This is a genomic window from Spinactinospora alkalitolerans, assembly GCF_013408795.1.
In the GTDB taxonomy this organism is placed as follows: Bacteria; Actinomycetota; Actinomycetes; order Streptosporangiales; family Streptosporangiaceae; genus Spinactinospora; species Spinactinospora alkalitolerans.
In genome coordinates this window covers 2,413,523-2,436,917 of record NZ_JACCCC010000001.1, presented here as the reverse complement: position 1 = coordinate 2,436,917, position 23,395 = coordinate 2,413,523, and the positions used below count along the sequence as shown (strand labels likewise).

General features: G+C 73.6%; 25 protein-coding genes. 9 read left to right on the top strand and 16 right to left on the bottom strand.

Going from position 1 to position 23,395, the window contains the following annotated elements; genetic code table 11:
- The first annotated feature begins 6 nt into the window (after positions 1 to 6).
- On the top strand, positions 7 to 1,062 hold the full coding sequence (locus HDA32_RS10705) for a glycosyltransferase family 9 protein (protein WP_179643048.1): 1,056 nt from the start codon (positions 7 to 9) through the stop codon (positions 1,060 to 1,062).
- Here the strand turns inward: HDA32_RS10705 and HDA32_RS10700 are convergent.
- The 5 genes from HDA32_RS10700 to HDA32_RS10680 all read right to left on the bottom strand — a co-directional run bounded on the left by HDA32_RS10700 (position 1,038) and on the right by HDA32_RS10680 (position 6,209).
- Positions 1,038 to 2,093, bottom strand: a complete 1,056-nt coding sequence (locus HDA32_RS10700; RefSeq protein WP_179643047.1) for a glycosyltransferase family 4 protein — start codon at positions 2,091 to 2,093, stop codon at positions 1,038 to 1,040. The genes HDA32_RS10705 and HDA32_RS10700 overlap by 25 nt on opposite strands.
- Positions 2,090 to 3,286: a glycosyltransferase family 4 protein gene (locus HDA32_RS10695; protein WP_179643046.1), complete on the bottom strand. Its 1,197-nt coding sequence runs from the start codon at positions 3,284 to 3,286 to the stop codon at positions 2,090 to 2,092. Before HDA32_RS10695 ends, HDA32_RS10700 begins: the two co-directional genes overlap by 4 nt.
- A 329-nt stretch (positions 3,287 to 3,615) precedes the next feature.
- Positions 3,616 to 4,713: a VIT1/CCC1 transporter family protein gene (locus tag HDA32_RS10690; protein ID WP_179643045.1), complete on the bottom strand. Its 1,098-nt coding sequence runs from the start codon at positions 4,711 to 4,713 to the stop codon at positions 3,616 to 3,618.
- 360 nt (positions 4,714 to 5,073) lie between these two features.
- Positions 5,074 to 5,271: a hypothetical protein gene (locus HDA32_RS10685; RefSeq protein WP_179643044.1), complete on the bottom strand. Its 198-nt coding sequence runs from the start codon at positions 5,269 to 5,271 to the stop codon at positions 5,074 to 5,076.
- A gap of 56 nt (positions 5,272 to 5,327) precedes the next feature.
- Positions 5,328 to 6,209, bottom strand: a complete 882-nt coding sequence (locus tag HDA32_RS10680; protein WP_179643043.1) for a LysR family transcriptional regulator — start codon at positions 6,207 to 6,209, stop codon at positions 5,328 to 5,330.
- Between the two features lie 139 nt (positions 6,210 to 6,348).
- Between HDA32_RS10680 and HDA32_RS10675 the strand changes: the two genes are divergently transcribed.
- The 4 genes from HDA32_RS10675 (at position 6,349) to HDA32_RS10660 (ending at position 11,091) form a co-directional block, all read left to right on the top strand.
- Positions 6,349 to 7,647 (top strand): MFS transporter, encoded by a 1,299-nt coding sequence (locus HDA32_RS10675; RefSeq protein WP_179643042.1) that lies wholly within the window; start codon positions 6,349 to 6,351, stop codon positions 7,645 to 7,647.
- A 50-nt stretch (positions 7,648 to 7,697) separates the two neighbouring features.
- Positions 7,698 to 9,350 (top strand): amidohydrolase, encoded by a 1,653-nt coding sequence (locus HDA32_RS10670; protein WP_179643041.1) that lies wholly within the window; start codon positions 7,698 to 7,700, stop codon positions 9,348 to 9,350.
- A gap of 52 nt (positions 9,351 to 9,402) precedes the next feature.
- Positions 9,403 to 9,930: a GNAT family N-acetyltransferase gene (locus HDA32_RS10665; protein WP_179643040.1), complete on the top strand. Its 528-nt coding sequence runs from the start codon at positions 9,403 to 9,405 to the stop codon at positions 9,928 to 9,930.
- A gap of 351 nt (positions 9,931 to 10,281) precedes the next feature.
- Positions 10,282 to 11,091: a nucleotidyltransferase domain-containing protein gene (locus HDA32_RS10660; protein WP_179643039.1), complete on the top strand. Its 810-nt coding sequence runs from the start codon at positions 10,282 to 10,284 to the stop codon at positions 11,089 to 11,091.
- 128 nt (positions 11,092 to 11,219) lie between these two features.
- Here the strand turns inward: HDA32_RS10660 and HDA32_RS10655 are convergent, their stop codons facing one another.
- From HDA32_RS10655 to HDA32_RS10630, 6 genes are all read right to left on the bottom strand, one after another.
- Positions 11,220 to 12,041: an NmrA family NAD(P)-binding protein gene (locus tag HDA32_RS10655; RefSeq protein WP_179643038.1), complete on the bottom strand. Its 822-nt coding sequence runs from the start codon at positions 12,039 to 12,041 to the stop codon at positions 11,220 to 11,222.
- A gap of 103 nt (positions 12,042 to 12,144) precedes the next feature.
- On the bottom strand, positions 12,145 to 12,987 hold the full coding sequence (locus HDA32_RS10650; RefSeq protein ID WP_179643037.1) for an ABC transporter permease: 843 nt from the start codon (positions 12,985 to 12,987) through the stop codon (positions 12,145 to 12,147).
- Entirely contained in the window at positions 12,984 to 13,901 is a 918-nt protein-coding gene (locus HDA32_RS10645) for an ABC transporter ATP-binding protein (RefSeq protein ID WP_179643036.1), read from the bottom strand. Before HDA32_RS10645 ends, HDA32_RS10650 begins: the two co-directional genes overlap by 4 nt.
- Before the next feature lie 493 nt (positions 13,902 to 14,394).
- Complete coding sequence (locus HDA32_RS10640) at positions 14,395 to 15,156, bottom strand: class I SAM-dependent methyltransferase (RefSeq protein WP_179643035.1); 762 nt, start codon at positions 15,154 to 15,156, stop codon at positions 14,395 to 14,397.
- Between the two features lie 120 nt (positions 15,157 to 15,276).
- On the bottom strand, positions 15,277 to 15,447 hold the full coding sequence (locus HDA32_RS10635; RefSeq protein ID WP_179643034.1) for a DUF397 domain-containing protein: 171 nt from the start codon (positions 15,445 to 15,447) through the stop codon (positions 15,277 to 15,279).
- Positions 15,444 to 16,253 (bottom strand): helix-turn-helix domain-containing protein, encoded by an 810-nt coding sequence (locus HDA32_RS10630; RefSeq protein WP_179643033.1) that lies wholly within the window; start codon positions 16,251 to 16,253, stop codon positions 15,444 to 15,446. The genes HDA32_RS10635 and HDA32_RS10630 overlap by 4 nt, the downstream gene beginning before the upstream one ends.
- A gap of 170 nt (positions 16,254 to 16,423) precedes the next feature.
- Here HDA32_RS10630 and HDA32_RS10625 point away from each other — a divergent pair, with 170 nt between their 5' ends.
- Both HDA32_RS10625 and HDA32_RS10620 read left to right on the top strand, forming a co-directional pair.
- The gene (locus HDA32_RS10625) at positions 16,424 to 16,591 is read left to right on the top strand and encodes a hypothetical protein (RefSeq protein WP_179643032.1); all 168 of its coding nucleotides are present in this window, start codon (positions 16,424 to 16,426) and stop codon (positions 16,589 to 16,591) included.
- Positions 16,588 to 16,761: a hypothetical protein gene (locus HDA32_RS10620; RefSeq protein WP_179643031.1), complete on the top strand. Its 174-nt coding sequence runs from the start codon at positions 16,588 to 16,590 to the stop codon at positions 16,759 to 16,761. Before HDA32_RS10625 ends, HDA32_RS10620 begins: the two co-directional genes overlap by 4 nt.
- 82 nt (positions 16,762 to 16,843) lie before the next feature.
- On the opposite strand, the gene HDA32_RS10615 is transcribed toward HDA32_RS10620, so the two are convergent.
- Both HDA32_RS10615 and HDA32_RS10610 read right to left on the bottom strand, forming a co-directional pair.
- Positions 16,844 to 18,868 carry a CocE/NonD family hydrolase gene (locus HDA32_RS10615; protein ID WP_179643030.1) on the bottom strand — a complete coding sequence of 675 codons (2,025 nt, stop codon included), beginning with the start codon at positions 18,866 to 18,868 and terminating at the stop codon, positions 16,844 to 16,846.
- Complete coding sequence (locus HDA32_RS10610) at positions 18,868 to 20,166, bottom strand: ATP-grasp domain-containing protein (RefSeq protein WP_179643029.1); 1,299 nt, start codon at positions 20,164 to 20,166, stop codon at positions 18,868 to 18,870. Before HDA32_RS10610 ends, HDA32_RS10615 begins: the two co-directional genes overlap by 1 nt.
- Positions 20,167 to 20,399: 233 nt before the next feature.
- Here HDA32_RS10610 and HDA32_RS10605 point away from each other — a divergent pair, with 233 nt between their 5' ends.
- Complete coding sequence (locus HDA32_RS10605; RefSeq protein WP_179643028.1) at positions 20,400 to 20,966, top strand: DUF4232 domain-containing protein; 567 nt, start codon at positions 20,400 to 20,402, stop codon at positions 20,964 to 20,966.
- A 177-nt stretch (positions 20,967 to 21,143) separates the two neighbouring features.
- Positions 21,144 to 21,596 carry a hypothetical protein gene (locus HDA32_RS10600; protein ID WP_179643027.1) on the top strand — a complete coding sequence of 151 codons (453 nt, stop codon included), beginning with the start codon at positions 21,144 to 21,146 and terminating at the stop codon, positions 21,594 to 21,596.
- Between the two features lie 90 nt (positions 21,597 to 21,686).
- On the opposite strand, the gene HDA32_RS10595 is transcribed toward HDA32_RS10600, so the two are convergent.
- The 3 genes from HDA32_RS10595 to HDA32_RS10585 all read right to left on the bottom strand — a co-directional run bounded on the left by HDA32_RS10595 (position 21,687) and on the right by HDA32_RS10585 (position 23,362).
- Positions 21,687 to 22,091, bottom strand: a complete 405-nt coding sequence (locus HDA32_RS10595) for a MerR family transcriptional regulator (protein WP_246334290.1) — start codon at positions 22,089 to 22,091, stop codon at positions 21,687 to 21,689.
- Positions 22,092 to 22,199: 108 nt separating this feature from the next.
- A complete protein-coding gene (locus HDA32_RS10590) occupies positions 22,200 to 22,391 on the bottom strand; it encodes a DUF3072 domain-containing protein (protein ID WP_179643026.1) in 192 nt (63 codons plus the stop codon).
- 77 nt (positions 22,392 to 22,468) lie between these two features.
- Positions 22,469 to 23,362, bottom strand: coding sequence for a GntR family transcriptional regulator (locus tag HDA32_RS10585; protein WP_179643025.1), 894 nt, complete (start codon positions 23,360 to 23,362; stop codon positions 22,469 to 22,471).
- Positions 23,363 to 23,395 lie beyond the last annotated feature (33 nt).

Sequence of the window (23,395 nt, the reverse complement as noted above, 5' to 3'; positions counted from 1 at the left end):
GCCATCATGGCCTCGGCTCTCATGGACCCCGATGTCCGCGGCGTCGCGTTCGTACGGTTGCGCGTCGGTCTCGGCGACCTGCTGTGCGGCGCCCCCGCTCTGCGGGCGGTGCGCCGGGCCCGCCCTGATCTGCGGATCACGCTGGTCACCTGGGCCGAGATGGCGCCGGTCGTGCGGCGTATGCGCGCCTGCGTGGACGAACTGCTGCCGTTCCCCGGCCATCCGGGGATCCCCGAGCGCCCGCCCCGCGCGGAGGAGCTGCCGGGGTTCTGGCGGCGGGCCGCCGAGCGCGGGTTCGATCTGGCCGTCCAGTCCTACGGCGACAACCCGGTGGCGGGCGAGGTGACCGAACGGATGGGGGCGCGCCTGGTCGCCGGGTTCGCGGTGGCCGGCTGGCGCCCGCCGGACCCGGCGCTGGGGCTGGCCTACCCCCGGGAGGCCCACGAGGTCTGGCGGCACCTGCGGCTGGTGCGGCGCCTGGGCGTCCCGGCCGCCGCCGGCGCCGACGCGCTGGAGTTCCCCTCCACCCCCGCCGACCACCGCGAGTACCGCGGCCTGTGCGGGCGCCACGGTCTGCGGCCCGGCGGCTACGCGGTCGTCCACCCGGGGGCCACCTGCGCCAGCCGGCGCTGGCCCGCCGACCGCTTCGCGCGGGTCGCCGACGCCCTCGCCCGGCGAGGTCTGCGCGTGGTGCTCGGCGGGGTCCCGGCCGAGCGGGGGCTCACCGCCGCGGTCGCCGGGGAGATGCGCGAACCAGCCACCGACCTGGCCGGGCGGACGACGCTGGGCGGCTACGCCCTGCTGCTCCGGGGCGCGCGGCTGCTGGTGGGCAACGACACCGGGGCCGCGCACCTGGCCGCGGCCGTCGGCGCGCCGAGCGTGACGGTCTTCCTCTCCGGCGATCCGGTGCGCTGGGCCCATCCCGGTCCCCGGCACCGCGTCGCCCGCAGCGACGTCGGATGCAGCCCGTGCCGGCACCTCACCTGCCCCATCGACTTCCGCTGCGCCTCGCGGGTGTCGGTGGACGACGTCGTCGGTCACGTCGAAGCCCTCATCGGGTGACCGGCGCCGGCGGAGGCGATGACGCCGGCGTAGTCGTCGGCCATGCGCTGGGCGGAGAACGACGCCAGGGCCCTGCGCCGCGCGCGCTCGCCCAGCGCGCGGCGCAGCGCCGGATCGCCGAGCAGCCGGTCCAGCGCCGCGGCCAGTCCCACCTCGTCCTCCGGCTCGACCACCAGGGCGTCCTCCCCCACTTCCGGGCCGACGTCGCCCACCGCGGTGGTGACGCAGGGCAGGCCGTGCGCCATCGCCTCCAGCAGCGCCAGCGACAGCGCCTCGCGGCGGGACGGCAGGCAGAACACGTCCAGGCGGCGCAGCAGCGCGGGCACGTCCGCGCAGTGCCCGATGAAGGTCACCGGCAGCCCCGGCGCCTGCCGCTCCAGCCGCGCCCGGTCCCGGCCCTCCCCCGCGACGACCACGGCGAGCGGGCGGCCGCCGCGGACCAGTCGGCGCACGGCCCCCAGCAGCACGTCGAAGCCCTTCTGCTCGGTGAGCCGCCCCACGGCGCCGATCAGCAGCGGCGTCCTCCCCGGCGGCCGCGCGGCCTCGGCGGGCAGGTCCACGCCGTTGCGGACCCGCACCACGCGCTCCGGGCGGACCCCGAGCTCGCAGAGCTGGGCCGCGATGGGCGCCGAAGGCGCCACCGCCCGGTCGAGCCCGCCGTACAGGGCGGACAGGCCCGATGGGTCGGGTCCGGGGTGCCCGGTGAGGTGCAGGGTGGCGACCGTCGGCGCGGTGTCAAGGGCCGCGGCCAGGCACGCGGCGTTGCTCGCCGGATCGACGAGGTTGACGTGCACCACGTCCGGTTCCAGCCGGGCCAGCGCCGCGGCCACCTCCGGGGCGCTGTCGCGGTGGCGGGCGAGGGGCACGGCGACGCGCTCCGCCACGTGCGGCACCGAGCGGAACGCCGGGGCGACCGGCTCGGAGACGACGAGGCCGCGCCGGATCCCCGGGGGCAGCCGGCGCAGCAGGTGCGAGGTGTGGACCTCGGCTCCGCCGAAGGCGTCGCTGTCCACCACGAACACCGCCCTCATACCGGCTCCACCCGGGCGGGCAGGACGAGGTCGGCGTAGAGGGAGAGGACCTGCCGGGCGAGCCGGTCCCACCGGTAGCGCGCCGCCCGCGCCCGGCCCGCTGCGGCCAGCCGGGCCGCGAGATCGCGGTCCCCCAGCAGCCCGGACAGCGCGCGGGCGAGGGGTTCGGGAGCCTCCGCGGGCACCAGCAGGCCGGTGACCCCGTCCTCGATGACATCGGGGATGCCGCCGGTGTCGGCCGCGACCACCGGCACTCCCGCCCGCAGCGCCTCGACCAGCACCGTCCCCAGCTCCTCGTAGCGCGAAGGCAGCGCCAGCGCGTCGACCGCCGCCAGTATCGGCGGGACCTGCTCGTGCGGGACGAAACCGCGCCAGTGCACTCGCGCGGCCACGCCGAGCCGGTCGGCGAGTGCACGCAGGCCCGCCGCCTCGGGCCCGTCCCCGACCACGACGAGGTGGGCGCCCTGGTCGGCGATGCGGGAAAAGGCCCGCAGCAGGACGTCGACGCCCTTCTGGCGGTGCAGCCGCCCCAGGAACAGGACGCGCGGCCGCGGCACGCCCGCCAGCGGATCGGGCCCGGAGGTCCCGCCGGCGAACGCGGGTTCGGCCACCCCGGAGGAGATGACGGACACCTTCTCCCGCGCCACTCCCAGGCCGCGGACCAGCCGCCGGGTGCGCGGGGTGAGGACGATGACGGCGTCGGCGCGCGCCAGCCCCAGGGCCTCCATCCGGCCGCCGAGCAGTTTCAGCATCGCTGAACGCGGCCCGTCGGCGGTGACCGTGTGCAGCACGCTGCAGTGCACGGTCAGGACGAGCGGCAGTCGGCGCCGGCTGACCGCGAGCAGGGCCAGCGGGACCACGGCGATGTCCTCTCCCAGGTGGGCGTGGACGAGATCGGCGTCCGCGGCCAGTCGGTGCACCCGTCCGGCCGCCGGCAGGCTGTACATCTGCCGCGCCCACGGCACGGGAAGGCCCAGGCGCACCACCTGCCCGCGGCTCCCCAGCGGCTCCCGCGTCGGCGCGCCGGGCGGCCGGGTCGTCAGAACCGTCTGCGCCACCCCCAACCGGTCGAGCTCCTCGCTCAACCGGGCGGTGTGGTTCTGCATCCCCCCGACGGGATCGAACCGGCGCCCCCGCCCCTCCAGCACGCCCGGCGGCACCTCGAAAACCGAGCACAGCCGCAATACCCGCATTCCCACCCCCCGCACGCAGCACCGAGCCGACGCCGGGCCGACTACCCGTGGACGCGGCGCGCATGCCCGGCCGCACCGATCGGACGCCGACCGCGCGGTGGAGGCGGCGCCCGACCGCGCGGTCGGCGGTGTTCAGGGCGTGGTTCTTCGCCTTCTGCGTGCTGACCGTGGTGGCGTGGGTGCCGCCGTACTTCCCGAGGTTCGCAGTGGTCGGGTGGTGCGCCCGGCGGGATCGGTTGCGGTCCGGTGACCGGAGGTCTGCTGTGCGGCCCCACACGGCCGACGGAAGGCTCCTCGTCCCGATCGGCCTCGACGGCCGCAACCGATCATCAGCCCAGGGTGGCGCCGAAGGCCAGTCCGAGCAGGTAGGTCAGTGCCGCGGCGGCCGCGCCGATGGCGAACTGGCGCAGTGCGCGACGCAGCGGCGGCGCGCCGGACAGCACCCCCACGACTCCGCCGGTGAGCATCAGCGCGACCCCGGTGAGCAGCCCGGCCGCCACGACGGCGGCGAGGCCCTCCGCCCCGGCCAGGAACGGCAGCACCGGCACCAGCGCACCGGTTCCGAAGAACGCGAAGCTGGCCCCCGCCGCGCCGATCCCGCTGCCGACGACGTCGGCGCCCTCGGAGCCGGACACGGCCGGGGCCGGACCGGAGTGCTCGCGGCGCAGCACCGCGTCGGCGTGCCGCCGGGCCTCCTCCGCCGGCATCCCCCGCGCCCGGTAGACCAGGGCGAGCTCGTTGGCGTCGACGTCGAGTGCGGGCAACGACGCCCGCGCGGCCTCGTCCGGTGTGGAGGCGGCCAGCAGCTCGCGCTGCGAGCTCACCGAGATGTACTCCCCGGCCGCCATCGACAGCGCCCCGGCCAGCAGCCCCGACAGCCCGGTCAGCAGCACGGTCTGCGTGCCGGCTCCGCCGCCGATCACCCCGAGGACCAGCGCGATGTTGCTCACCAGCCCGTCGTTGGCCCCGAAGACCGCCGCGCGCAGCGTTCCCGACATCCGGGCCCGCCCCCGCGCGGCGAGCCCGCGCACGACCTCGCCGTGGATCCGCTCGTCGGCCGCCATCGCGGGCGGGGCGTCGGAGTCGGAGTCGTAGACCGGCCGGCTCTCGGCCTGCTGCATGAGCGCCAGCACGAACACCCAGCCGAAGTGGCGGGCGAGGAAGGTCATCAGCCGCGTCCGCGGGGTACCGCGGCGCAGCCTGCCGACGTCCTCGCCGAGCAGGCCCTCCCAGTGCGCCACGTGGCGCTCCTCCGCGGCGGCCAGCCCGAGCAGGATCTCCCGCTCCTCACCGGAGCGGCGGGAGGCCAGCTCCCGGTAGGCCCGGGCGGCCTCCTGCTCGTCGGCCAGCAGGCGGCGCCACCGCCGCAGCATCGCGGGCGACGGCCCGAACGGCGGCTCCGATTCCTCGTCGTCTCCCGCTCCCATGGCGCCTCCTTCCGGCGCGGTGCGCGACCGGTACGCCCACGTCCCTACCCCGGCGGACGCGCGCCGAGCACCCGGCGCGCCGGGGCCGCGCCGCGCCTCCTTTGGCGCCGATCTTGACCTTGTGGGGCCTGAAGACGTTGAAATAACGCCCACAAGGTCAACGTGAGTTTCAACCTCGGCCACTGGGGGTCGTGAAGCCTCGACCCAAGGAGGGATGGCCTACACGCCCCCCTGGGATCGAGGTGGAGGGGACCTACCCGCGCGCCTACTCCATCCCGAGGCCGAGGATAAAACCCAAGGTCGAGATCAGCGAGAGAACCACCGCAAACCTCAGAACACCCCTCGGGACCTCGGCCCCGGCTACGCCGCCTCGGTGCCGAGCTGGGCGGCGACGAGGGTGAGCGCGCCGGCCCGGTCGAGGTCGCGGCCCTGCCGGTAGGCGGCCCGGTAGGCGTGCTCGCCCAGCTCGGCCCGGAGCCGATCGGCCAGCCGCACCGCATCGGGGTTGAGCGCTTCGAGCGAGCCGCGCAGCACGTGGGCGGCCCCGAGCGCCCGCACCGCCGGGATCGGCCGACCCGGGGCGCCCGCGGCCGCGTTCCGCCCGCTCCAGGGCGTCACCGCGCGCGGGGCTCGTGGACCTCGGCCATCCAGTCGGCGAGCTCGCCCAGCACCTGGCGGATCTCGGCGTGCGCGTAATGGGTGCGGTCCCAGCCGGCGTACAGCGAGAACGTCAGTAGGCCCTCGGGGCCGCGGATCCGCGCGGAGCACAGGCCGAAGGAGGGGAGGTCGGAGACCACGCAGACGCCCTCCCCCGCCGCCGCCAGCGCCTGGGCCATGATCGGCGAGTTCGGCTCGGCGACCGGGTCGATCGTGTGCTCCCCGCCGACCACGGCCGCGTCGAAGATGCGGCGCACGGCGCTGCCCCGCCCCATGAGGACGAGCGCCGCGTCGGCGAGCTCGGCGAGGTCCACCTCACCGCGCCCGGCCAGTGGGTGGCCGGGCGGCATCTGCGCCCACAACGGCGCGGCTCCCACGTAGATCGAGGCGAGGGAGGGCGGCGGGGGCACGGTGCTGATGCCGAGGTCGCCTTTTGCCTCGGCGACGAGGTCGAAGACCGCTTCGGGCTGGTGCGGCAGCACATCGGCGAAGGGGGCCGCCCGCTGCGCGGCGAAGGGCGCCACCAGGTGAGTGGCGGTGGCCGGCGGGCAGATCACCCGCAGCCGCACCCGCCGCTGCTCGGCCACCGAGCGCATGAGCTCCCGCGCCCGGGATGCCCGCCCGACCAGGTCGCGCGCGATGGGGAGGAAGCGCTCGCCGGCGGCGCTCAGCCGCAGCGGCCCGCTCCCCCGCTGGAACAGCTCGACGCCCAGCTCCCGCTCCAGGGTGCGCAGCTGCCGCGAAACCGAGGGCTGGGCGACGCGGACCTGTTTGGCCGCGCTCGTCACCGACCCGTGGTCGACCACGGTGAGGAAGTAGTTGACCACCCGCAGTTCCACAATGCCTCCCAGGCATGAACGGCCGACTTTTTGAGTATTGGACTGTATAGCCGCTGGGTGCCCAGACTGTCCACTGTTCATCTTTCGGACAACGGCCGTCCCCTTCCGGGGCAGGTCCTGAGCGGAATCCGGGGTCCCCATGACCACGACCGACGTCCCGGTCGGCTCGCGAACGCGGCGGGCGACGATCGCCTCGTTCGTCGGCACCGCCATCGAGTGGTACGACTTCTACATCTACGGGACCGCCTCCGCGCTGGTCTTCGCACGCCTCTTCTTCCCCGAGGTCAGCCCGGCCGCGGGCACCATGGCGTCGTTCGCGGCCTTCTGGGTCGGCTTCCTGGCGCGCCCTCTCGGCGGAATCGTCTTCGGCCACATCGGCGACCGCCTGGGCCGCAAGCAGACCCTGGTCGTCACGCTGCTGATGATGGGGGTCGCCACCACCGGCATCGGCCTGCTGCCGACCTATGCCGCCATCGGGCTGGCCGCGCCGCTGCTGCTGGTGGCGCTGCGCTTCGTCCAGGGCGTCGCCGTGGGCGGCGAATGGGGCGGAGCGGTCCTCATGGCCACCGAGAGCGCACCGAAGAAACGCCGGGGGATCTCGGGGATGTGGGTGCAGCAGGGATCGCCGGCCGGCGCCACCCTGGCCACCCTGGTCTTCATGGTCGTGGGCTACCTGCCCGACGAGGCATTCTTCTCCTGGGGTTGGCGCGTGCCCTTCCTGCTGTCGGCCGTGCTGGTCGTGGTCGGGCTGGTCATCCGGGTCAAGGTCGAGGAGTCGACGGACTTCGCCGAGACCAGGCGGCAGGCCGGAGTGGTCAAGGCGCCCCTGGTCGAGGTGCTGCGCTCCTCCTGGGGTCTGGTTCTGCTGGCGATCGGCGCCAGCGCCATCGGCATCTCCGCCGCCTACTTCACCAACACCTTCGTGCTGTCCTGGACCACCACCGAACTGCAGGTGCCCCGACAGACGATGATCTACGTGCTGCTGGCCGTCTCCGTCCTGCAGTTCCTCTGGCAGCCGGCCGCCGCGCTGATCGCCCAGCGCGTCGGCACGGTGCGGCTGATGGCCGGAGCGCTGATCGGCAACATCGTCGCCGTGGTCCCGATGTTCCTGCTGATCATGACGGCCCAGCCCGCGCTGATCACCGCGGGTCTGGCGCTGGGCATCGTCACCGGCTCCGCCTACTACGCCATGCTGGCCGGCTTCCTCGCCCAGGTGTTCCCGGCCAACGTCCGCTACACCGGCATCTCCGTCGCCTACCAGTTCTGCGGGTCGGTCATCGGCGGCTCGACGCCGCTGGTCGCGCAGTACCTGCTGACCTCCAGCGACGGCTCGCCGTGGGCGGTCGCCGGCTACTACGTGACGCTCCTGCTGCTCACCGTGGCCTGCGTACTGGTCCTGGCCCGGCGCCTGGCCGCCCGGCGGGCGAGCGGCGCCTGAGGGCCCGCGGCAGAAGCAGCACCGCAGACACGCAGAAACGGGGGATCCTCATGCGACTCGACGCACTGTTCACCAACGCCAGGTTCACCACGCTGGACCCGCGGCGCCCGCACGCTCAGACGATGGGGGTGGTCGCCGGGCGGATCGCCGGCTTCGACGAGGAGGTCGCAGGCGCGGCCGCCGACCGGGTCGTGGACCTGGGCGGCGCCCCGGCCGTCCCCGGCTTCAACGACGCCCACCACCACCTGAGCATGCGCGGCGACCGGCTGCGCTCCCTGGACCTGCGCGCCTCGCAGGTCCCGACCCTGGAGGCGCTCTACGAGGCGGTCGCCCGGCACGCCGCCCGACTGCCGGGGGACGCCTGGGTGCGGGGGGCCGGCTACGACCAGAACAAGATCGGCGCGCACCCCACCGCCGCCGCGCTGGACGCCGCGGCCGGCGGGCGGCCGGTCTGGCTGGAGCACGTGTCCGGGCACATGGGAGTGGCCGGCACCGCCGCCTTCGAGCGCGCCGGGTACCCGGGCCGCGACGGGGTGCCCGGTGTCGAGGGCGGCCACGTGGCGCGTGACGCCGACGGCCGTGCCGAGGGCCTGCTCCAGGAGACCGCCCAGGCGCTGGTCACCCGCGTGCTGCGCCCCGAGCCGGTGGAGGAGATCGTCGCGAGCATCGCCGCGGCCTCGTGGGCCGCGCTGGCCGAGGGGCTGACCAGCGCCACCGAGCCGGGCATCGGGGCCGTGGAGCACATCGGGCACGGGCCGGTCGACCTGCACGCCTTCCACCTCGCGCGGGAGCGGGGGGCGCTGGGGGTGCGCATGACCGTCATGCCCTATCTGACGGTGCTGCGCGACCTCGGGCTGTTCCAGCCCGGCGAACGCTGGTTCGGCCTCGACCTGGGGCTGCGCAGCGGCTTCGGTGACGAATGGCTGCGCGTCGGACCGACCAAGGTCCTCTCCGACGGCTCGCTCATCGGGCGCTCGGCCCACATGTGCTGCGGCTACCACGACGACCCCGACAACCGCGGGTTCCTCCAGTTCGAGCGCGAGGAACTGCGCGAGATGGTCGTCGAGGCGCACCGGTGCGGCTGGCAGGTCGCCGCGCACGCGATCGGCGACGCCGCGATCGGGGCCGTCTTGGACATCCTCACCGAGGCGCAGGAGCGGCACCCCCGCGCCGATGCCCGGCACCGGATCGAGCACTTCGCCGTGGCCTCCGACGCCCAGGTGCGCCGCGCGGCCGAGCTCGGGGTCGTCCCGGTGCCGCAGGGGCGCTTCGTCTCGGAGCTGGGCGACGGCATGCTCGCGGCCCTGGGTCCGGAGCGGAGCCGACGGTGCTACCGGATGCGCAGCGTCCTCGACGCGGGCATGGTGCTGCCCGGCAGCAGCGACGCCCCGGTGGCCCACGGCAGCCCGATCCTCGGGATCCACGACATGGTCAACCGGCGCACCGCCTCGGGTGCGCCGCTCGCCCCGGAGGAGGCGCTCACCCCGCTGCAGGCGCTGCACGCCTACACCGTCGGCTCGGCCCACGCCGTGCACGAGGAGGGCCGCAAGGGCGTGCTGCGGCGCGGCATGCTCGCCGACGTCGCCGTCCTCTCCGACGACCTGCTGAACGTCGCCCCCGACAGGATCAAGGACGTCTCCGTCGGAGCCACCGTCGTCGGCGGAAGGGTCGCCCACGACGGCGGCGCCGTCAGCGAACGGTGATTTCCTTCCCCGCGCGTCGGGGGGCGCCGGCGCCTCCTGTCACCATGGCCTCATGGATTCGGCACCGGATCGCGCGGCGGTCACCGTCTGCGAGGCGGGTGAGGACCAGCGGCCCGTGATCGAGCGGCTGGCCCAGCTCGAACGGCACGACCTGTCGGAGTTCCGCGGCTACACGCCGGACGCCGACGGGGTGTTCGCCTTCGACGCGCTCCCGTCGTTCTTCGGCGAGCCGGACCGCCGCGCCTACCTGATCCGCTCCGGGCCGACCCTCGCCGGCTTCACGCTGACACGGGGCCTTGCCGACGGTGCGACGTCGATCTTCGCGTTCTTCGTGGTCCGCGCGCTGCGCAGGCGGGGGGTCGGCCACCGGGCGGCCCTGGAGCTGCTGCGCCTGCGGCCCGGGCCCTGGGGTATCGCCTTCCAGGAGGAGAACCCCGGCGCCGCCCGGTTCTGGCGGCGGGTGGCCACCGCGTGCGTCGGGTCGGCCTGGCGGGAGGAGCGGCGCCCGGGTGCGGGCGGGACGCCGGACGTGTGGATCCGGCTGGACACGACCGAGCGGGCACGCGGCGGCGGGGGCTGAGGGCGGTCGTCGGAGCGGGCGTCCCCGCGTCCTGCGCCAGCCAGAGGTCCGGGCGGTGCCGCAGCACGGCGGCCCCGGCGCGGCGGGCCGCCCTGTCGGGCCTGCGCCCGCCCTGCCGCGTCGCGGTCGGGGTGCGGCCCGCTCCGCGACGGCGACCGGTCGGCGCTCTCACGCACCCGGGGACGCTGACGGGTCCTCCGGAACCGCTCCCGCCCGGCGCCTCCCGCCGTCCGGGCGGCGGAAAACCCGTCGCGGGGCCGTGCCCCGGCCGGTAGGTTCGAAGACTTCCCTCTCCGCGGGAAGTGCCCGGTGCGGGGCGCCGCACCACGACATGGAGGGAAGGTCCGGCCGATGAAGCACTCCAGCCCCGAGTTCGCCGCGATCGCCGAGCGGACGACGATCCTGCGCTGCCAGGTGGGATCGGGGGTCCACGGCATCACCGTCGCCGGCCAGGACGACCGCGACGAGATGGGCATCTGCGTCGAGCCGCCGGAGTACGTGATCGGACTGCGCCGGTTCGAGCAGTACGTCCACCGCACGCAGCCCGAGGGGGTGCGCTCCGGGCCCGGCGACCTCGACCTGACCGTGTACTCGCTGCGCAAGTGGCTGCGGCTGGCGCTGACGGGCAACCCGACGGTGTTGCTGCCGCTGTTCGTGCCCGAGGACGAGATCGTCCGCGTCACCGACCTGGGGCGGCGGCTGCGCGCCGAACGCGAGCGGATCCTGTCCCGCCAGGCCGGGCACCGGTTCCTCGGCTACCTGCGGGCGCAGCGCGACAGCATGCTGGGGCGGCGCGGCGGGCGGCACACCAACCGTCCCGAGCTGATCGCCGAGTACGGCTTCGACGTCAAGTTCGCCTACCACATGGTGCGGCTCGGCGTTCAGGGTTCGGAGATGCTGCGCACCGGGCGGGTGACGCTGCCGATGCCGGACCCGTGGGCGTCCTGGCTGCGCGAGCTGCGCCGCGGCGAGCACTCGATGGCCGAGGCGCTGGCCGCGGCCGAGGAGCTGGAGGCCGAGCTGCGCGACCTCGTCACCACCTCGCCGCTGCCCGAGCACCCCGACCACGCCTGGGCCGACGCCTGGCTGGTCGAGGCCTACCAGCGCACATGGAGCGAACCCGCCCTCGCCGCGGCGGCCGCCGCCGCGGGGCGGGGCTGACCGGAGGACGCCGGCGCCGCCGGACGGGCCGGTGCCCCACCCGCCGGCCGGCCGGGGAAGTCCCGGCCGGGCGGGCGGGCGTGAAGACGGGGGTGCGGTCTCTCCTCGCTCGCCCGGACGCGTCCGGCTCAGCCGCGCCAGGCGCCCCGGGCCGCGGCTTCGGCGGCGTAGGACTCCAAGTCCCTGGGGTCGCGTCCCGTCACGCGCCGCACCGCGTCGGTGGGCTCGGCGTCGCCGAGGCCGCGCAGGGCCGCGAACGCCGCGGCCGCGCCCGCGGCCTCCTCCCGCGAGGCCCCTGAGGCGACCTGGACGGCCAGGTACTCCTCCTCCGTCCCCAGGAAGCGCAGCCGCCGACCGCTCGCCCGGCCGATGACCGCGAGGGCCTCGGCGAACGACAGCGCCCGCGGACCGGTCAGCTCGTAGCTGCGCCCCGCGTGGCCGTCCCCGGTGAGCGCGGCGGCGGCGACCGCGGCGATGTCGTCGGCGTCGACGAACGCCTGGCGCGCCTCCCCCAGCGGCAGCGCGAGCTCGCCCGCCGTGACCGCCTCGCGGAAGAAGCCCTCGTCGAAGTTCTGGTTGAACCAGTCCGGCCGCACGACGGTCCACTCCGCTCCGGACTCGCGCACCGTCCGCTCGGCCGCCATCAGCCGCTCGTCGCCCATCGTCTCGATGCCCCTGCTGGAGAGCAGCACGATGCGCCGCACCCCCTGCCCGACCGCGCAGGCGACGAACGACGGGTCGATCGGCAGCTCGTGCGGCGCCATGAGGTACATGCGCGACGCGCCGGACACGGCGGGCTCCCAGGTGTCGGGGTCGGCCCAGTCGAAGCGCACCGCACCTCCGCGGGAGGCGGCGCGCACCGGGTGTCCCGCGGCGCGCAGCAGGTCGGCCACCCGTCGACCGGTGGAGCCGGTCGCCCCGAGGACCAGAATCGGTTGTTGTTGGGTCATGCGCACAGTCAAGCGCCCTCTACCTGACAGGGAGTGTCAGGTAGAGGGCGCGGGGTGGCCCGCGGGGGCACGCGGCGCGGTGGCCCGCACCGCGCCGCACCCGTCAGCCGGCCAGGTCGCGCCGGCGCAGCAGCGCGACCGCGGCCAGGGAGAACCCCAGCGCGTAGCAGCACAGCGTGACCGCGGCCCGCTCGCCGCCGACCACGTCGACGACGCCCGGGACCGGCCCGCCCGCGGCGACGCCCTCGGCCAGCGCCGAGACGAGCGATCCGGCGTTCGCGCCCGGAAGCGCGTCCCGCACCGGCTGCAGCGCCGTGAGCAGGTTGTCGGCGATGCCGGAGAGCAGGTTCTCGACGCCGAGGATCCACACGACGCCCAGCCCGATCGGCAGCGCCACGCCCCGGGTGAGGAACGCCAGCGCCCCGCCGGCCAGGCCCCACACGGTCAGGATCAGCCAGCCCGCCAGGAGTCCCCGCGCCGCGTCGGCCGCCGGCGGCCAGTCCATCGCCGCCCCGTCCAGCAGCGCGACCCCCGCGCCCAGCAGCGCGCACCAGGCCAGCGCGGCGACGACCGCCAGCAGCGCGGACAACGCGATCGCGGCCACCTTGGCCAGCGCGAACGCCGTGCGGGACGGCCGCTGGGTGAGCACCGTCTTCATCGTGTCCCAGCCGTACTCCGACCCCACGGTCAGCGCGCCGAAGACCAGCATCAGCGCGCCGGCGAACACCGGCATCGCAGACAGCGCGTTGACCACGAGCTGGTCGGGCAGTGCCGGCGCGAGCGCGGCCCGCCCCGGCCCGCCGTCCTCCAGCGAGGCCGAGTAGGGGATCGCGTAGCGAAACACGGTGAGCAGCAGCAGGAACGCGCCGAGCAGCACCAGGTTGGCCGGACGCCTGCCCAGTTTCACCATCTCGGCCGCGACGGCCGCCGCGAACGCGGACATCATCGGTTCCCTCCCCCGGTCCCGGTCACCTCGAAGAACGCGTCCTCCAGGGTGCGCTTCTCGCGGCACAGCTCGGTGACGGTGATCCCGGCGCCGACAAGCTCCTTGTTGAGCGGGCCGGCCCCGGCCGGATCGGTGCGCAGCCGCAGGCCGCCGCCGTCGAGCGCGACGCGGTCCGGCCCGACCAGCCGCTCCAGCAGCTCGCGGGCCCGGTCCAGAGGGTCGGCGCGCACGCGCAGCACGCTCTCGCCGCGCAGTTCGGTGACGTCGCCCTCCGCGACGAGGCGGCCGCCGGAGATCACCGCGACGCGGTCGCAGAGCTGCTCCACCTCGGCCATGAGGTGGCTGGACAGCAGGACGGTGTGCCCCCAGTCGGCGAGGTCGCGGATGAGCCCGCGCATGTCGCGCATGCCGCCGGGGTCGAGGCCGTTGGTGGGCTCGTCCAGGATGACCAGCTCCGGGTCCTTCAGCAGCGCCGCGGCGACGCCGAGCCGCTGCTTCATGCCCAGCGAGTACGTCGCGAACGCGTCGCCGCCGCGCCCGGCCAGACCCACCGTCTCCAGGGCCGCGTCCGTCCGGCCCGCGCGGATCCCGGCGTAGCGGGCGACGAGGCGCAGGTTGTCGCGGCCGGACAGGTAAGGGTAGAACGCCGGGCCCTCGATCAGCGCGCCGATCGCGCGCAGCGCGGCGGGGTGCCCGGGCGGGCGTCCCAGGACCCTGGCCGTTCCCGACGACGGGCGGATCAGGCCGAGCAGCATCCGCAGGGTCGTGGTCTTGCCCGCGCCGTTGGGGCCGAGGAAGCCGAAGATCTCACCGCGGCGCACGGTGAGGTCGAGCCGGTCGACGGCGGCCGCGCCGCCGTAGCGCTTGGACAGGTCCGTGGTGCGGACCAGCAGTTCGTCGGAGTCGTCGGGCATGGGCCGGCGCCTTTCTCGCGATCGCGGAGGTCGGATGCTGACCAGCCTGCTCCCCGGCCGGGGTCGCGGTCGTCACCCACGGAGCGGTTCCGCCGCTACGTCCGGGGGCGTAGTCGGACTGCGCCGCGGGCCGGGCGAGAGGCGCGCCCCTTCCCCGACGGCCTTTTCGCCGATCTTGGCCTTATGGGGCCTGAAAACGTTGGTGGTTTCCGATGGTGGTTGCAGCGGGGTGGGCGATGGTTGCCCTCCAGGCCACCGGTGATGCACGGAAAGCCCGCGGTGGCTGGGCGATGGTGCACGCCGTCCCCGGCCTCAGGGGGTCGAGGTGGAGGGCCCGCCCGCGCGCCTGCTCCGTCCCGGGGCCGAGGTTGAAACCCAAGGTCAAGATCGACAAGAGAGCCACCGCAAAAAGGCCGCACAGCAGACTTGAGCCGCACGTTCACCACCGGGCCGGTCCACCTGGCTTTCGCACTCGGTGGTGTGCACGCGATCCTCAGGCGGGCTTTCGAGCCTCGATCAGGAAGCGCGTCGTGTGCGCGACGAAGGGGCCGTCGGTGCGGATGCGCTCGTGCAGGGCGCGCAGCTCGGCGCGGTACCGGTCGACGGTGAACCCCGGAACCATCCAGATGACCTTGCGCAGGAAGTAGACCACCGCGCCCACGTCGAAGAACTCCGTGCGCAGCGACTCCGATCGAAGGTCGACCACCTCCAGACCGGCGGCCTCGGTCAGCGCCCCGGCGTCGTCGGGGTGGCGCCTGCGGCGCACCTCGGGCGGCTGCGGCCCGAGGAAGTACTCGACCAGTTCGAACACGCTCGCGGGTCCGACCTGCTGGGAGAAGTACGTCCCGCCCGGCTGCAGCACCCGGGCGATCTCCTCCCACCACGTGGTCACCGGGTGGCGGCTGACCACGAGGGCGAAGGCGTCGTCGGCGAACGGCAGCGGCGGCTCGTCCTCGTCGGCGACGACCGCCACCCCGCGCGGGCGCAGCAGCGCGGTCGCCCGTGCGAGGTTGGGCGGCCACGCCTCGGTGGCCACGGTCAGCGGGGGCAGCTTCGGGACGGCGGCGAGGACCTCCCCGCCGCCGGTCTGGACGTCGAGGGCGGCATCGGCCCGCGCCATCCGCTCGCCCATCGACCGCGCGTATCCCCAGGAGGGGCGCTCCTCGGTCGCCCGCCCGTCCAGCCAGGAGAAGTCCCAGCCCTCCACGGAGACGGACTCGGCCTCGGCGATCAGGTCTTCGAACGTAGGCGCCATGCCGCGATCGTCCCAGGCCCGCCCCACGATCGGCCAGCGGTTATCCGCGCGTCGCGGTCGGCCGTCGACGGGATCGCCCCCGGCCCCTTGGCCGGACACCGGGGCCGGGGCGTCCCCGCTTCAGAGACGGTCCGCGTCCGCCAGGAACGCCGTCCACTCGGACGCGGGGAATGTGAGGGACCCGTGACCTCTGTTCTTCGTATCGCGGACGTACACGACCTCAGGGGTCTCCGCGACCTCGACGCAGTTCCCACCGTCGCCACTGGTGTATGAACTCGTGTGCCAGTTCACCTGGTCATCTCCTTTTGGATCGTGCGGATCAGGTCCAGCGAGGCATCCGGGGGAAGCGCCTCGCCCAACAGTGTCCCGAACAGGGTTGACGCTTCGTTCACCCGCTCCGCTGCGTCGATCGTCTCCCCTCCGAGTGCATGCTCTGCGTACGCGACCGTCTGGGAGTCGTTGAGCGCGATCAGTCGGAACGGTGGACACAGCCCCGGGTGTCTGCGCGTCGGAGGAATCACCTGGAACCTGACCATCTCACCTTCTACCAGCTCGGCCACATGTCCGAGTTGGTCACTCATGATCTTCTCAGAGCCGATCACCCGGGTGAGGACCGCCTGATCAACGATGAACCACAACAGAGGTCGGTTCGGAAGTAGGGCGGGAAACCGTTCCGTTCGCGCCTTAGTCACCTGGTCCACCTGATCCGCGCTCGCCCGAACACGCCGTGCTCGGATCAGTGTCCGCGCATAATCCGAGCTCTGAAGCAGCCCTGGAATGAGCACCGGCTGATATTCCCGTAGCTCGGTTGCCCGGCGTTCCAGAAGCAGGGCGTCCCGGAACCATGCGGGAACGTCTCTTTGGTTCGTCAGCTCTTCCCACAGCCGGGTGAGAAATCCCCCTGTAGACAGCGCGGTATCAAGGGATTCCGAATGGTCTCTCCGTGGGGCACGTGTTCCTCGCTCCATTCCCGAGATCATCGCCTTCGACAACAGGACGGACCTACCGAGATCGGTTTGCGTTCTGCCTGATGCCAGGCGCAATCGCCGAAGCTCCGCACCGTAGCGCGCCCATATCGGACTGACCTTGTCTCCCACGTCTACACAGTTCCACGGACGGGCTACAGGATTCCACCGATTCCCGAAGAAGACCGGGAAATGTGGCTTCCCTGGCAGGTCGGAATGTGTAGCGGGATGGTTGCCCCATACGAAGTCCCGGCGACTGCGGACACAGCCCCGGGACACGGCCACCGTTCCAAGGAGTTCCGGTGACGAAACCACGCTACCAACCCCGCCATGCCCGGCAGGCGTCGATGATCCGGCCCTACCTGGTCGCCCACGAGGAACGGCGGCGGGCCGAGGACATCATCCGATCCGCCTCCTTCGCGCGTCGGCGGCGCGCCGCCCTCCGGGTGCTGCGGCAGAGCGCGTCATGAGCCCTTTGACCCCCGAAGAGCGGGATGCGCTACAGGAATTGCTCGACGACCTGATCGCCGCCACGGATCGCCATGAGTGCTGGTTCGGGCGCGTGCGCGAGACCTCCCTGGAGCTCCGCGACAAGATCACCGAAATGATCAACGAAGGTGAGCGCGAAAGGAAGGGATGAATTCCGGAACGGGGCCCACGTGCGGAAACGGAGTCCCGGCGCCGATCGGAGAAACCGGCTCCGGGGCAGGGGTCCGGGCGGGTCAGACGTTGTCGCGGGGGACGCTCTCGCTCCATTCGCGGGAGAACACCCGCTCGGCTCCCTCGTAGCCGTCCAGCGTCGCGTGCAGCACGAACTCGGTCTCGGTGGAGCGCAGTACGGTGCGGGTCACGGTCCGGGTGCTCCAGTCGCCGCGGGCGAAGCCCATCGTCCACGTCGACTCCCCGCGCACCGATTCGAAGTCGCCGGCCACCGAGTCGTAGCGCTCGTAGGCGCGGCGGCTCACGTCGAGGTCGATGCCGTCGTAGCGCACCGTCCCGTTGTCCTTCACGATCTCCAGCGACGAGCTGTAGTCAACGAGGTCGCGGAACACCCTCCAGTGGTGCTCGCCGGGGCTCACCTGCATGGTCGAGGCCGGCGGCGTCCCCTCGGGCTCGCCGAACGGCCGCGACCCGGTCTCGTCGGATTCGCCGGTCGGGCGCACCGGCAGCGTCAGGCTGCTGGTGCCCGCGTACACGCTCAGCAGCACGGGCCTGGGCGGCGGCCAGGCCAGCGGCCAATACGACGTCGACAGCGACAGCCGGATCCGGTGCCCCGGCGGGAACACCTGCGCCACGCCGTTGAGCTGCACGGCCGCCCGGTAGCGCTTGCCGGGGACGAGCGGTTCCGGCTCGTCGAAGCTGTCCCGGCGGGTGAAGTTCAGCAGGCCGTAGGTGACCCGGGTGGCGCTGCCGTCCGGGGCCACGTCCGACAGCCGCGCGGCCACCATCGCGACGGGTTCGCTCGCCGCGATTTCGAGGTACACGGTCGGCGAGCCGAGGATCTCGGTGCGCTCGGTGAGCACGTCGGTGTCGAAGACCAGCGAACCGCCGTCCTCCTCGCGCTGGTCGTAGGGCAGGTCGGGCGGCGCGTTGTAGGAGGCCCACTTGCCGGCGAACTGGCCCACGGACAGGGGCGACCGCACCGTCAGCTCCGCCTCCTCCATCGCGTCGCCCGGCGCTCCGATCCGGTGCCTGCTCAGGGGGTGGGTCACCTGCTCGACGTGCGGGGACGGCCAGGACGGCTCGCCCACCCAGCGGCCGGGCCGTTCGGCGTAGGCGGTGGAGGGCGGCACGCTCTCCTGCATCCACGCCTGCAGCATGGGCCCGTCCGTCGCGCCGTTGTCCGCGTCCTTGAGCCAGTGGTCCCACCAGCGCACGACCTCCTGCAGGTAGCCGATCGCCGGACCGGGCTCCCCGAGGTGCGGCAGCTTGTGCGACCACGGGCCGATCAGCCCCTTGCGCGGCACGTCCAGGTACTCCAGCAGCCGCGTCACCGCGTTGGAGTAGCCGTCGGCCCAGCCGCTGGAGGCCAGCACCGGGCACCGCACGGCCCGGTAGTCCTCGCAGACCGAGGCGTGCCGCCAGTAGTCGTCGCGGCGCTGGTGGTGCAGCCACTCCAGGACCCACGGGCGGCTGTGCTCCATCCGCTCCAGCCACATGTCCCGCCAGCGATCGCCGACCAGGGCCGGGTCGGGCGGGCAGGTGGCGTGCGCGAACATGGTGCCCGCCTCGGCGAGGTTGTCCGAGAGCATGCAGCCGCCCATGTAGTGGAAGTCGTCGGCGTAGCGGTCGTCGGTGAAGGAGGCGATGACGATCGCCTGCAGGCTGGCCGGCTGCCGGGCCGCGGCCTGGAGCGCGCTGAAGCCGCCCCAGGAGATGCCCATCATCCCGTTGCGGCCGTTGCACCACGGCTGGTCGGCCATCCACGCCAGCACGTCCTCGGCGTCGTGCTGCTCCTGCTCCAGGTACTCGTCGACGAGGACGCCCTCGGAATCCCCCGTGCCGCGCAGGTCCACCCGCACGCACGCGTAGCCGTGCCCGGCGATGTAGGGGTGGTGGATGGAGTCGCGCACCGAGGTGAGGTCGCGCTTGCGGTAGGGGATGTACTCCAGCACGCCCGGAACGGGCTCGTCATCGGAGGAGGTCGGACGCCAGATCCGGGCCGCCAGGCGGGTGCCGTCGGAGACCGGGATCCAGACGTGCTCCTCCTCCTTGATCGCGTTGGGCAGGGCGGTCACTTCGCGCATTAACGGGCGTCCTCCTCTCCTGGCGCCACTTCGTCGAACTCGAAGTTCAGCGCCTCCACGCAGCGGTCGTACTTGGCCTGCAGCTCCGCCTGGCTGTCCGCGCCGACGAAGATGTGGGCGAGCTCGTAGCTGTAGCTGTCCTGCCCCGGCATGTCGGAGAGCCGCTCGCCCTCCTGGGGCACGAGGTCGACCTTCACGCCGGGGATCTCCTGCTCCAGGCGGTCGACCTCCTCCTGCGTCGGCCTGCGCCGTACCACGCCGTCGGCGAAGCGCCGGTAGTACCACTTCGCGGCCAGGTCGTAGCTGCCCTTGTGGTCCGGCAGCCGCGGGTCGCGGCCGAGCGCGAGGCTGATCATGCAGTGGTGGTTGGGCACGCCGTCGACGTACTCGAACATCTCGGAGTGCGACTGCGAGTGCCGCGGGTTGACCTCCAGCAGGTTGACCTCCTCGGTCTCGGGGTCGTAGAAGAACTCGATGCTGAACGTCGCCGAGTCCATGCCGATCTGGGCGATCACCCGCTTGGAGATGTCCTTGAGCCGGCGCACCACGGGTTGGGGCAGGCGGGAGGGGTACTGGTGGCGCAGGAAGACGGAGCTGTCGGGGTAGTTGACGGAGTCCAGCGCCCCGTACACGGTGATCTCGCCGTCGAACACGTAGCCCTCGACCGCGGCCTGCACGCCCGTGAGCGCCTCCTCGGCCAGGCACGCCTGCCCGCCCGCGGCCGCGATCTCCGGGGGCAGGTCCATCCGGTCCATGATGTACTCGAACGGTCGGCCGATGCGGTGGACGCCCTCGCGGATCTCGGCCACCGCCTCCCGGAACTCCTTCTCGTCGGCGACGTGGAAGGCCAGCTCCGACGAGAAGGACTTGACCGGCTTGAGCCACATCGGGAACCGCAGGCCCGCCGGCGGCTCCGGCTCGCCTTCGAGGTCCACGAGCGCGAACCGCGGATGCTCGTCGATCACCTTCTGCTGCTCCAGCCGGCTCCAGTACTTGTGCTCGCACTTGACCACCGACTCCAGGCTCGTGCTGCGCGTTCCGTAGCGCTCGGCCAGGATCGGCACGATCGTGCTCACCGGGAAGTCCCAGTAGCCGACGATGGCGTCGATACTCCCGCCGAAGGCGTCCAGCTCCGACTCCGCCTTGCGGATCAGGTCCGCCACGGGGATCTCGCCGTACTGGAGCTCCTCGACGTTCAGCAACGGGTGGAACCGGTAGTCCGCCGCGTGCGGGACGTCCCGCAGCGTGTCCAGGTTCGCCTCGTCCAGCCCGATCACGAAGATGTTCGTCTGACTCACTCTTGTCTCTCCCCCGCTGCCTCTTCAGGTGGACTCCGCCGCTACCCGGCGTTCGGAACCCCAATCTCCATTGGCGCGGATCCACCGGTGGGCGGCCCTTGACGGCGCGCGGCCGGGACCGGCGCCGAGCGCGGCCGAGCCCTCGGGGCCGCGGCGTTGAACGGATTCCCAGGCGCGTCCGGTGAACCCCGCCGCGCTCCGAGGCATCAACCCAAGAGAAAGGAGTGGTGAACATGGCATCGAGAACGGCACCGCGCGGCCCGGTGGCCCGATCGAGCGGGCTGGTCGCGGCGGCCGCGCTCCCGGCGCTGCTGATCGCGGCGCCCGCACCCGCGGCCGGGGCCTCGACCTCGGCTCCCGGGGCCGAGGCCCCGCCGGACTGCCGCACCGACCAACTGGAGATCAGCGAGTACGGGCGCGGCGCCGCCACCGGCAGCACCTACATCGAACTGGAGTTGCGCAACACCTCCGACCGCGCCTGCACGCTGTACGGGTACCCGGGGGTGTCCTGGCTGGACATCGAAGCCCACCAGGTGGGCGCCGACGCCGACCGCACCGGCACCGCGGACCGGTCGTTCACCGTCGACCCCGGCGCCTCGGGCTACGCCACGCTGCGCCAGCCCAATGTCGGCAACTACGACCCGGCGGAGTGCCGGCCCGAGAACGTCGTGGGGCTGCGGGTCTACCCGCCCGACGCCTACGAGTCGACGTTCGCCGAGGTCCGGGGCATGCAGGCGTGCGCCAACCCCGACGTCGGGGTGCCGACCGTCACGGCCGTGCACCAGGACCCGCGGCCCTGACCCCCGGTGCGGCGGCCCCGCCCCTCCGGGGCCGCCTCCTCTGATCTCGTCGGTGGGTGTGCTCCACCCCGCCGGAATCCACATAGCCTTTGAAAGCTCGGCAAGGGCCCGATAGCGGCGTTCGGCCATAGCATCTCCGTGAGAAACGGTCGCCGTCTGATGAGGAGCCGACACCCGATGCGTTCCGGCCCCCGCGACGGCTCCCCTCCTGAAGACGCGCCGCTGCCCGGGGCGCTGCAGGCGTGCTTCGTGGTCGAGTCGGAGCGCTTCGCCTGGTGGGGCGTTGCCGACCCGCCAGGCCCCGTCGGGCTGCACCCACGCGTGCACGCCGTCGGCGATCTCCTGCAGCGCCGCGGCGTCGGGGCCGACCTCGTCGTTCGCCTCGCGCCTCCGGATCGGCTCTCCTTCGGATCGGGATCGGAGGCGCCCAGCCCGGGCCGGTCCACCGCGATCAGCCGCACTCCCCGATCGGCGAGGATGTCCGCGCCGAACCCCAGGCCGCGCCCCATGGCGGCACCGGAGAAGAACAGCACCGGCGCCCCGTCCGGCGGCCCCCACTGCGCCCAGCCCAGCCTCCGCCCATCGGGCAGCTCCACCGCGCCCAGGCGCTCTGCTTCCCGCACCCCGTAGTCCATGACCGGCACCGGAGAAGAGCCCTCGCGCCCCGGCCGAACCGTTTTCCCCGCCGGCACCCGAGACGGCGCGGCCGCGGACGCGGTGTCAGGCGGTGGCCTCGTGTCTGGCCCGCTGTTCGCGCAGCCGACCGCCGAACTCCTCGGCCATGTCCAGATGCTCCCGCAGCGTCCGGCAGCGCGCCGCCGCGGCCTCGCTGAACATGTCCAGGCGCGCGAGCAGGGCGTCGCGCTCGGGTTCGCCGAGCTCTCCGGCCTCCAGCCGGTCGAGGACGTCGAGCAGGTCGCGGGTCTCCTCCAGACTGAAGTCCAGCGGCTTCATCCGCTTGATCAGCAGCAGCCGCTCCACATCGGAGCCGGTGTAGAGCCGGAACCCGCCCTTGGAGCGCGCCGACGGTTCGACCAGCCCGACCTCGCCGTAGTAGCGGATCGTCCGCAGCGACAGGCCCGTGCGTTCGGCCACCTCACCGATCTGCATGTGGCCCTCACTCATGGACGCACCCCCTCAACTGAACCCACCCTAACGTGAGACGATTCTTCACCCTTCCGGAGCCGACGGGCCCCGGCCCGAGGAACAAGCGTGCCACGCCGGGCGGGCGGGTCAGTCGGTGCGGGGCGAGCGCCGCTGGAACTCGTCGATGAGGCGGGACGCCTCGGCCTTGCTGAGCCCTTCGGGCACCTCCTCGCCGGCCTCCCTCGCCAGCGTCTCCAGGTAGCTGAGCTGCGGTCCGGTGGCCGGCTCCTCGCCGGTCTTCCAGTCGTCGGTTTCCTTGCGCGGATCCTGGTCGGTCATGTGCCCGCCGCTACCCCGGATCGGGGCGCGGAACCCACCCGGTTCCGGTCGCGGCGGCGGGTCAGCGTGCCGCGGCGTCAGCGGTCGGTGCGCCCGGCCCGTTCGGCGCGGTCGAGCTCGACGGCCAGCTCGGCGACCAGGCTGCGGGCCCGGCTCAGCGACGGCGGGGCCGCTCCGGTCCCGGCCGCCCGCTCCGGCGGCCGCGCGGCGCCCGGGGGTGCGGCCGGGTGCAGGCTGACCTGTTCGGCCGACTCGTCGGCGTCGATGTCGAAGACGATGCGGTCGGAGCGGTGCCAGCTCTCGAACCACTCGACGGGCGCACCGCCGCGGTCGCTGCTGCTGCCCTCCAGCAGCAGCAGCGGCGCGCCCGCGGGGATGCCGAGGTGGCCGGCGATGGTGTCGTCGGCGGGCACGGCCCGGATCTGGCGGCGCCCGCTCACCAGGCGGATCCCGAACCGGTCCTGCAGCAGCCGGTGCAGGGACGCGTCGGTCAGCAGCGTGGCGGTGAGGCCCTCGATCCGGGACGCGGGCAGCCACGTGCGCACATAGGCCAGCGGGCCGTCCTCGACCGACCTCAGGCGTTCGAGCAGCAGGACGTCCTTCGTGCCGAGCTGCTCGCCGATGTGGCGGGGCGCGGTGGTCCGCTCCAGCCGCAGGACCCGGGTGCGCAGGGACAGCCCGGTCCGGTCGAACTGGTCGAACAGGCCGGTGACGCGCTGCACGAGCCGCCGGTGCTCGCCCTGGCCGACCGCCACCGGGGCCCGGCCGGGCGCGCGCCGCACCGTCCCCTCGTCCTCCAGGGTGGACAGTGCCTGGCGGACCACGCTGCGCGAGACGCCGAAGCGCTCGCACAGGGACGCCTCGCTGGGCAGGGTGTCGCCGGGCGAGATGGTGCGGTCCCGGATCTGCGCGCGCAGGGCGCCGGCGACCTGGGCGTGCAGCGGGCGGCTGTCGGTGCGATCGATGCGCATGGCCGGAATTGTAGGTGCCCCTGATTCGGCGGA